Source organism: Waterburya sp., assembly GCF_058530065.1.
Genome location: NZ_JBZNBU010000332.1, coordinates 1 through 3,457 on the forward strand (window position 1 = coordinate 1; position 3,457 = coordinate 3,457).

Consider the following 3,457-nt stretch of genomic DNA (forward strand, 5'->3'; position numbering starts at 1 on the left):
GACTGCTCAAGGTTTTAGTACGGGGCGTTTTCGGTTTGGGTGGTGTTGGAGGAGATTCAGCGATCGCTTTTTGTTGGTGAAGAAAGTTTCTCGTACCGATAACCAACTGCTTGCGTCGGCTAGAACTAAGATTGCTATAGTCGGCAAATTTTTTCGCTAAATCGTGCCATTGTATTTTGTCTGAGGCAGAAATATTTCGTGGCGGTTTGCCCAAACTCAAACAAATAAACTCGCTAAAACGGTATTGATTGCCCATCAAATCTGTGTAGCCTCTTTCGGCTTCTACAGACAATGCTTTTTGCAACCTTATCCAATCTAGCTGTTGTTCGTTCATGGCTATTTTTTAGCTGTTCTCGATTCCTTATCGCTACATTTTAATGCCCCTAGGAATTAATTTCCGAACTGATTTAAGACTGCTATAGTCATATTTTATGTAGCTTTATTTTTAAAATTTATGTTTAGCTTTATTACTCATGTCATTTACGACATGGATGGATTATTACTAGACACAGAGTCTTTAAATGAAAAAGTTAACGGCGAGATCGTCCAACGCTATGGCAAAACCTTTACTAACGAAATTAAAATAGCGATCGCTGGTACGACAGCCATTAACTCTGCTAAAACTATCATCGATCAACTTAGGTTACCTCTTTCCATTGAAGAATTTTTAGCAGCTAGAAACGAACTCCTCTATCCTCTATATGGTTCTGCTAGAACTTTTCCTGGGGCGATCGCATTAATTGAAAAGTTAGCCCAAAACAATATTCATCAAGCGATCGCAACTAGTTCTTCGCGCCAAAATTTCGATTTGAAAACTGTCAATCATCAAGATTGGTTAAAACAGATTAAATTAATTACCTGTGGAGACGATCCAGAAATCTCACAGGGAAAACCCGCCCCCGATATCTTTTTACTAACCGCTAAAAGATTAAACGCCCAGCCCGAAAACTGTCTGGTGTTTGAAGATTCACTATCGGGAATGAAAGCTGCGATCGCAGCAGGTATGTCGGTAGTAGTTATTCCCGATCCTCTCTTCGACAAAAAATTATTTGACCCAGCAGATTTAGTTCTCGATGCGATCGCACAATTCGAGGTTAAGACAATTTTAGGCAAAGCTTAAACGATAAATATTTAATCTTCTTCATCTAATAACTGTTCCTTAGAAGTCTTCAATAGTTGCCATAAATCTTTAATGCGATCGTAAGCTTCTTTGGTGGATATTTTGCCATTAGTTTCTAAAGCGCAAATATAACCAACTTTTTGAGCGAATTCTTGTAAATTAGCGTTAAAAGCTAAATTTTGTGGCGAGAACTCACCCCGATAGCGGGCTTTTGAATGTAAAAATTTGTCTTTCCCACTGTCAGATGGTTGATTCATAATAAATTTGCTCTTAACAACTTTAGATTGCCTTGAAATTAGCGATTTAAAAATTAATCTAGTAAAAAGACTTAATCTACGTTTAATGTACTGATACTAACAAAACATTAAGCTAGGGTAAAAAATGTCTTTCCTCGATTCTAGAAATATTGTTTAATTTTGTTCGACCAATACCATCGGGCAGAAAAATGAGAAAGTAGCTCAATTATGTTCGATCGCAATGGGAGAAAGAAAACGAATTGGTATTTTAACCAGTGGCGGTGACTGTGCGGGTTTAAATGCTGTCATTAGGGCAGTAACTCGTTGTGCAGTTGATGTTTATGGTTGGGAAGTCTTGGGAATTTGCAAAGCCACTCATGGCTTAATGGTACGCCCTCCCGAAGCAATGGCTTTAGACATTACCAAGGTAGATAGTATTTTAACTATGGGAGGAACGATCTTAGGCACTACAAATAAAGGAGATCCTTTTGCTTTTCCTATGTCTGATGGTACTTTAGCAGACCGTTCCTCAGAAATTATTGAAGGATATAAACAGTTAGATCTGGATGCTTTAATCGGCATTGGTGGAGATGGAAGTCTAGCTATTTTAAGAAAATTGGCACAGCAAGGAGGAATCAACTTAGTCGGCATTCCTAAAACCATTGATAACGATGTGGGCATTACGGAAAGATCGATTGGTTTCGATACGGCAGTGAATATTGCTACTGAAGCGATCGATCGCTTGCACTTTACCGCAGCCAGTCACAGTCGAGTGATGATTCTAGAAGTAATGGGTAGAGATGCGGGACATATTGCTCTAAATGCAGGAATTGCTGGAGGGGCAAACATCATTATGATTCCCGAAATTCCCTACACCATTGACAAAATTTGCGACCATATTAAAAAAAGACAAGCCAGAGGACAAGATTATTCCATCGCCGTTGTTTCTGAGGCAGTTTGTACCGAATCGGGGGAGATTTTAGAACAAGGACATTTTGCCGACTGTCGCCTTGGGGGAATCGGTCAATATTTAGCAGAACAAATTACCGCTAGAAGTGGTGCAGAAACTAGAGTGACTGTTTTGGGACATACTCAAAGGGGAGGTATTTCTTCTCCTTTAGATCGAATTCTCGCTTCTGCTTTTGGCGTGGCAGCGGTAAATCTAATTGCTGACGAAAAATACGATCGCATGGTTGCTTGGCAAGATAGACAAGTAATTAACATTCCTATCGCCGAAGCGATTAAAGATTATCGTGCGGTAGATCCTCAAGGTACTTTAGTTAAAACTGCTAAGGGATTGGGGATTTGTTTGGGAATTTAAAGGATTGAATAATGAGTTGATGAGTAATAAGTTTTGACGACTCTCGCCGTTAACTGCAAGCAGTTTAACGGGAGATTCTAACACTCGCGTTATTAGATTTCTGCTTCCTTTCCTCTTATCTAGCCCACTTTGGTTCATTGCCGTTGCCTTTAGTCGATTTAGTCTTAACGCTAAACTTGCCTTTGGGGAGTTTATCTTTTAGCTCTTGGCGGATAAGTTTAGCTGTATCTTTTAAGTTGATAGTCTTCATTGTTTATTACCTAGTTTGATTGTGGTGAGATAAAGCTAGGCAACAGATTAACTATTACTGAAACAAAAAGTTAACAATGGGCTGACTAAAAATATTAATAATAATACCTATGCCAATAGTTATAGTAAGCCATCTTATATTTTCTATGGTGTTATAAACTTTATCCAGCTTTTGTTCTAAGCTATCTACTTTAGTTCCAAGCGCATCTACTTTAGTATCTAAACTATCTATCTTTTCAATCTTAGGAAATACTTGATTAAAACTAGATTCAAGTACTGCCAGCTTTTCAGCGTTCTTTACCAACTGATTTAATATTGCTCCTTCGTATTGCGTCCTTATATCTGGGTTAGTCATTTTGTTTATTTATCCTTATTTAAGCTTTCAATTATTTGAATTAATTGTTGCTGTTGGTTAGCTAGCTGATCTTGTCGGCGATCTAGATTTTTAGTAGTCTCATAGCTTTGAGCTTGAGCGTTAGTAAGGATTGCCATTTTGCCAGTTAGATCTGACATCAATTGATACATGGTATC

5 protein-coding genes and 1 pseudogene are annotated in these 3,457 nt (G+C 38.3%); 2 read left to right on the forward strand and 4 right to left on the reverse strand.

Going from position 1 to position 3,457, the window contains the following annotated elements; all coding sequences use genetic code 11:
* Positions 1–334 (reverse strand): annotated as a pseudogene (locus AC33VI_RS19780) (ATP-dependent DNA helicase RecG); the annotation flags it as partial.
* A gap of 120 nt (positions 335–454) precedes the next feature.
* Here AC33VI_RS19780 and AC33VI_RS19785 point away from each other — a divergent pair.
* A complete protein-coding gene (locus tag AC33VI_RS19785; protein ID WP_491783978.1) occupies positions 455–1,120 on the forward strand; it encodes an HAD-IA family hydrolase in 666 nt (221 codons plus the stop codon).
* A gap of 11 nt (positions 1,121–1,131) precedes the next feature.
* Here the strand turns inward: AC33VI_RS19785 and AC33VI_RS19790 are convergent, their stop codons facing one another.
* Positions 1,132–1,377, reverse strand: coding sequence for a DUF7219 family protein (locus AC33VI_RS19790; RefSeq protein WP_491783979.1), 246 nt, complete (start codon positions 1,375–1,377; stop codon positions 1,132–1,134).
* Positions 1,378–1,597: 220 nt separating this feature from the next.
* On the opposite strand from AC33VI_RS19790, the gene AC33VI_RS19795 reads away from it, so the two are divergent.
* On the forward strand, positions 1,598–2,677 hold the full coding sequence (locus tag AC33VI_RS19795) for an ATP-dependent 6-phosphofructokinase (RefSeq protein ID WP_491783980.1): 1,080 nt from the start codon (positions 1,598–1,600) through the stop codon (positions 2,675–2,677).
* A 115-nt stretch (positions 2,678–2,792) separates the two neighbouring features.
* Here AC33VI_RS19795 and AC33VI_RS19800 read toward each other — a convergent pair whose 3' ends face one another.
* Positions 2,793–2,927 (reverse strand): LPD29 domain-containing protein, encoded by a 135-nt coding sequence (locus AC33VI_RS19800; protein ID WP_491783981.1) that lies wholly within the window; start codon positions 2,925–2,927, stop codon positions 2,793–2,795.
* 54 nt (positions 2,928–2,981) lie between these two features.
* A complete protein-coding gene (locus tag AC33VI_RS19805; protein WP_491783982.1) occupies positions 2,982–3,281 on the reverse strand; it encodes a hypothetical protein in 300 nt (99 codons plus the stop codon).
* Positions 3,282–3,457: the final 176 nt, after the last annotated feature.

Coding starts and splice junctions, on each gene's coding strand:
- AC33VI_RS19790 (WP_491783979.1), bottom strand. CDS start 1,377: ATGAATCAACCATCTGACAGTGGGAAAGACAAATTTTTACATTCAAAA.
- AC33VI_RS19800 (WP_491783981.1), bottom strand. CDS start 2,927: ATGAAGACTATCAACTTAAAAGATACAGCTAAACTTATCCGCCAAGAG.
- AC33VI_RS19785 (WP_491783978.1), top strand. CDS start 455: ATGTTTAGCTTTATTACTCATGTCATTTACGACATGGATGGATTATTA.
- AC33VI_RS19795 (WP_491783980.1), top strand. CDS start 1,598: ATGGGAGAAAGAAAACGAATTGGTATTTTAACCAGTGGCGGTGACTGT.
- AC33VI_RS19805 (WP_491783982.1), bottom strand. CDS start 3,281: ATGACTAACCCAGATATAAGGACGCAATACGAAGGAGCAATATTAAAT.